3 rRNA genes are annotated in these 5,495 nt (G+C 56.3%); all 3 read right to left on the bottom strand.

The annotated features are described in order from the left end of the window. Nucleotides 1-4: 4 nt before the first annotated feature. Nucleotides 5-121 (bottom strand): 5S ribosomal RNA (gene rrf / locus B7K21_RS12365). A gap of 86 nt (nt 122-207) precedes the next feature. Then, nucleotides 208-3,309: ribosomal RNA gene (locus tag B7K21_RS12370) — 23S ribosomal RNA — on the bottom strand. Between the two features lie 387 nt (nt 3,310-3,696). After that, nucleotides 3,697-5,221 (bottom strand): 16S ribosomal RNA (locus B7K21_RS12375). Together the 16S, 23S and 5S rRNA genes form the textbook arrangement of a ribosomal RNA operon. Between the last annotated feature and the right edge of the window lie 274 nt (nt 5,222-5,495).

The following is a 5,495-nucleotide window of genomic DNA, read 5'->3' on the forward strand; positions in this document are numbered from 1 at the left end:
GAATGTCCCGCAGCGACCTACTCTCCCACACCCTGGCGAGTGCAGTACCATCGGCGCTGAGAGGCTTAGCTTCCGGGTTCGGAATGGGACCGGGCGTTTCCCTCTCGCTATGGCTGCGGAAACTCTATGGAGTTAACAATCGGATTCCCGACCGTTTCTCGGGAACCGCACAGTGGACGCGTAGCATTACATTTGAAAATCTTGAGTGTAGTCAAGTTGTCGGCCTATTAGTACCGGTCAGCTTCAAGAGTCGTTAGTCCTCTCTTCCACATCCGGCCTATCAACCCCATGGTCTGTAGGGGGCCTTCTCGGGACAAGCCCGATGGAAACCTCATCTTGAAACAGGCTTCCCGCTTAGATGCTTTCAGCGGTTATCCCTTCCGAACGTAGCCAACCAGCCGTGCTCCTGGCGGAACAACTGGCACACCAGAGGTTCGTCCACCCCGGTCCTCTCGTACTAGGGGCAGCCTTTCTCAAGTTTCCTGCGCGCGCAGCGGATAGGGACCGAACTGTCTCACGACGTTCTAAACCCAGCTCGCGTACCGCTTTAATGGGCGAACAGCCCAACCCTTGGGACCAACTCCAGCCCCAGGATGCGACGAGCCGACATCGAGGTGCCAAACCATGCCGTCGATATGGACTCTTGGGCAGGATCAGCCTGTTATCCCCGGGGTACCTTTTATCCGTTGAGCGCTGGCGCTTCCACATGCCACCAGCGGGTCACTAGTTCCGACTTTCGTCCCTGCTCGACCTGTCAGTCTCACAGTCAAGCTCCCTTGTACACTTGCACTCGCCACCTGATTGCCAACCAGGCTGAGGGAACCTTTGAGCGCCTCCGTTACTCTTTGGGAGGCAACCGCCCCAGTTAAACTACCCACCAGGCACTGTCCCTGATCCGGATTACGGACCGAGGTTAGATATCCAGAGTGATCAGAGTGGTATTTCAACAATGACTCCACCCATACTGGCGTATGAGCTTCACAGTCTCCCACCTATCCTACACAAACCACACCGAATACCAATACCAAGCTATAGTAAAGGTCCCGGGGTCTTTCCGTCCTGCTGCGCGTAACGAGCATCTTTACTCGTAGTGCAATTTCGCCGAGTTCGCGGTGGAGACAGCGGAGAAGTCGTTACGCCATTCGTGCAGGTCGGAACTTACCCGACAAGGAATTTCGCTACCTTAGGATGGTTATAGTTACCACCGCCGTTTACTGGGGCTTAAATTCAAAGCTTCGCCTTGCGGCTAACCTCTCCTCTTAACCTTCCAGCACCGGGCAGGCGTCAGTCCGTATACATCGTCTTGCGACTTCGCACGGACCTGTGTTTTTAGTAAACAGTCGCTTCTCCCTGGTCTCTGCGGCCCTCAAACGCTTACGGCAGCAAGTGCCTTCACGCCTCAGGCCCCCCTTCTCCCGAAGTTACGGGGGCATTTTGCCGAGTTCCTTCACCACGATTCACTCGATCGCCTTAGTATTCTCTACCTGACCACCTGAGTCGGTTTGGGGTACGGGCGGCTAGAACCTCGCGCCGAGGTTTTTCTTGGCAGCATAGGATCACCGATTTCCCGCTATTGCGGTCACCATCAGGTCTCAACCATGTGACTGGCGGATTTGCCTACCAGTCGGCCTACACCCTTAGACGTGGACAACCATCGCCACGCTCGGCTACCTTCCTGCGTCACCCCTGTTACTACGCTTGACTACTACAGGTTCGGGTCGTGCGCGCCACCGAGATTCACCATAAAGGCTTCACCGGCTTTGGGCACTTAGCATCACCTGGCTCGTCATGGGCGGTTCTTCGCCGGTACGGGAATATCAACCCGTTGTCCATCGACTACGCCTGTCGGCCTCGCCTTAGGTCCCGACTTACCCAGGGCGGATTAACCTGGCCCTGGAACCCTTGGTCATTCGGCGGACGGGTTTCTCACCCGTCTTTCGCTACTCATGCCTGCATTCTCACTCGTGTGGGCTCCACCACTGGGTTACCCCGCAGCTTCACTGCCCACACGACGCTCCCCTACCCATCCACATGCCTGGACCACGAAGGCCTAGCAATATGTGAATGACACAACTTCGGCGGTGTACTTGAGCCCCGCTACATTGTCGGCGCGGAATCACTTGACCAGTGAGCTATTACGCACTCTTTCAAGGGTGGCTGCTTCTAAGCCAACCTCCTGGTTGTCTATGCAACTCCACATCCTTTCCCACTTAGCACACGCTTAGGGGCCTTAGTTGGTGTTCTGGGCTGTTTCCCTCTCGACTACGAAGCTTATCCCCCGCAGTCTCACTGCTGCGCTCTCACTTACCGGCATTCGGAGTTTGGCTGACGTCAGTAACCTGGTGGGGCCCATCGGCCATCCAGTAGCTCTACCTCCGGCAAGAAACACGCAACGCTGCACCTAAATGCATTTCGGGGAGAACCAGCTATCACGAAGTTTGATTGGCCTTTCACCCCTATCCACAGCTCATCCCCTCGGTTTTCAACCCAAGTGGGTTCGGTCCTCCACGCGGTCTTACCCGCGCTTCAACCTGGCCATGGATAGATCACTTCGCTTCGGGTCTAGACCCGGCGACTCAAACGCCCTATTCGGACTCGCTTTCGCTACGGCTGCCCCACACGGGTTAACCTTGCCACCGAGCACTAACTCGCAGGCTCATTCTTCAAAAGGCACGCCGTCACCCCATCTAGGGAGGCTCCGACGGATTGTAAGCACACGGTTTCAGGTACTATTTCACTCCCCTCTCGGGGTACTTTTCACCTTTCCCTCACGGTACTGATTCGCTATCGGTCAGTAGGTAGTATTTAGGCTTACAGAGTGGTCTCTGCGGATTCACACGGGATTTCTCGGGCCCCGTGCTACTTGGGATGACTCTCAGGAGTCCACGCAATTTCGTCTACGGGGGTCGCACCCTCTATGCCGGGCCTTTCAATGCCCTTCGACTATCACGCGGATTTCTGACTCCTTGAAGGATCGGCAGATCCTTCCAAAAGGTCCCACAACCCCGCATACACAACGCCTGCCGGCTATCACATGCATACGGTTTGGCCTGTTCCGCTTTCGCTCGCCACTACTCACGGAATATCTCTTCCTGTCGGTACTGAGATGTTTCACTTCCCGACGTTCCCTCCACTCGCCCTATGTGTTCAGACGAGGGTCACTGGACATGACTCCAGCGGGGTTTCCCCATTCGGACATCCTCGGATCTAAGCTCGTTTGCCAGCTCCCCGAGGCTTATCGCAGGCTACAACGTCCTTCTTCGGCTCCTACTGCCAAGGCATCCACCATGTGCTCTTAAAAACTTGACCACAGATATCAAAGATGCTCGCGTCCACTGTGCAGTTCTCAAGCTACGGGCAGCCCCACCATTCCTCCCACGCCTACACACCACAGTGTGCGGTTCGATGGAATCCGGTGGTCCGACCAGCCCGGCCCCTCTACTCGAGGGATCCCGGCCCGAAGACAGTCGCTTTCGCGCCTGAGTCTTCAGGACCCAACAGTGTGCCTCGCAACCCCTACCCGGACACCCCAACGTTCCGACCCCCAAAGAGGTGTACTTGCTGTGATGCCGCTCGAGCGACTGCCATGTCGATGTTCCATCCATGAGCCCCCGCCGACCTACAGACGAGGTCAGATACGGGGCCTGGACACCCCACACACTCACGAAGAGCGCGTGGCTGCCAGATGCTCCTTAGAAAGGAGGTGATCCAGCCGCACCTTCCGGTACGGCTACCTTGTTACGACTTAGTCCCAATCGCCAATCCCACCTTAGACGTCTCCCTCCCACAAGGGGTTAGGCCGACGGCTTCGGGTGTTACCGACTTTCGTGACTTGACGGGCGGTGTGTACAAGGCCCGGGAACGTATTCACCGCAGCGTTGCTGATCTGCGATTACTAGCGACTCCAACTTCATGAGGTCGAGTTGCAGACCTCAATCCGAACTGAGACCGGCTTTTTGGGATTCGCTCCACCTTACGGTATCGCAGCCCTTTGTACCGGCCATTGTAGCATGCGTGAAGCCCAAGACATAAGGGGCATGATGATTTGACGTCATCCCCACCTTCCTCCGAGTTGACCCCGGCAGTCTCCTATGAGTCCCCACCATTACGTGCTGGCAACATAGGACGAGGGTTGCGCTCGTTGCGGGACTTAACCCAACATCTCACGACACGAGCTGACGACAACCATGCACCACCTGTATACCCCGCTAAAAGCACTCCCCATCTCTGAGGATAGAAGGTATATGTCAAGCCTTGGTAAGGTTCTTCGCGTTGCATCGAATTAATCCGCATGCTCCGCCGCTTGTGCGGGCCCCCGTCAATTCCTTTGAGTTTTAGCCTTGCGGCCGTACTCCCCAGGCGGGGCACTTAATGCGTTAGCTGCGACGCGGAACTCATGGAAAGAGCCCCACATCTAGTGCCCACCGTTTACGGCGTGGACTACCAGGGTATCTAATCCTGTTCGCTCCCCACGCTTTCGCTCCTCAGCGTCAGTTGTGGCCCAGAGACCTGCCTTCGCCATTGGTGTTCCTCCTGATATCTGCGCATTCCACCGCTACACCAGGAATTCCAGTCTCCCCTACCACACTCTAGTCCGCCCGTACCCACTGCAGACCCGAGGTTGAGCCTCGGGCTTTCACAGCAGACGCGACGAACCGCCTACGAGCTCTTTACGCCCAATAATTCCGGACAACGCTTGCGCCCTACGTATTACCGCGGCTGCTGGCACGTAGTTAGCCGGCGCTTCTTCTGCAGGTAACGTCACTTTCGCTTCTTCCCTGCTGAAAGGGGTTTACAACCCGAAGGCCTTCATCCCCCACGCGGCGTCGCTGCATCAGGCTTGCGCCCATTGTGCAATATTCCCCACTGCTGCCTCCCGTAGGAGTCTGGACCGTGTCTCAGTTCCAGTGTGGCCGGTCGCCCTCTCAGGCCGGCTACCCGTCGTCGCCTTGGTGAGCCATTACCTCACCAACAAGCTGATAGGCCGCGAGTCCATCCCAGACCGAAAAACTTTCCCAACCCTCACCATGCGATGGAGTTGCGTATCCGGTATTAGACCTCGTTTCCAAGGCTTATCCCAGAGTCTGGGGCAGGTTACTCACGTGTTACTCACCCGTTCGCCACTGATCCCCCCAAGCAAGCTTGAAGTTCACCGTTCGACTTGCATGTGTTAAGCACGCCGCCAGCGTTCGTCCTGAGCCAGGATCAAACTCTCCGTAAATGTTGTTTAGCAAACCGCCGAAGCGGATCACAGACAAACGAAGCAGTCCCGAAGGACCAAGAACCAAACGGTTCCGTTCAATCTCCAGCCGAGAACAAAATGTCACTGACATTTCGTTGTCAACCAAAGGAATCCAAACACCAACCCCAGATCAACCAGGGATGATGCCGGAGATTTTGGCATCGACTATGTGGCACACTGTTGAGTTCTCAAAAATCAGACGCGCACCTCGCTCAACCTCACGGCCTCGCTCGGGGCAACCCTTCAATCTTAC

Origin of the sequence: Demequina sp. NBRC 110052 (genome assembly GCF_002090075.1) — a bacterium.
GTDB lineage: Bacteria > Actinomycetota > Actinomycetes > Actinomycetales > Demequinaceae > Demequina.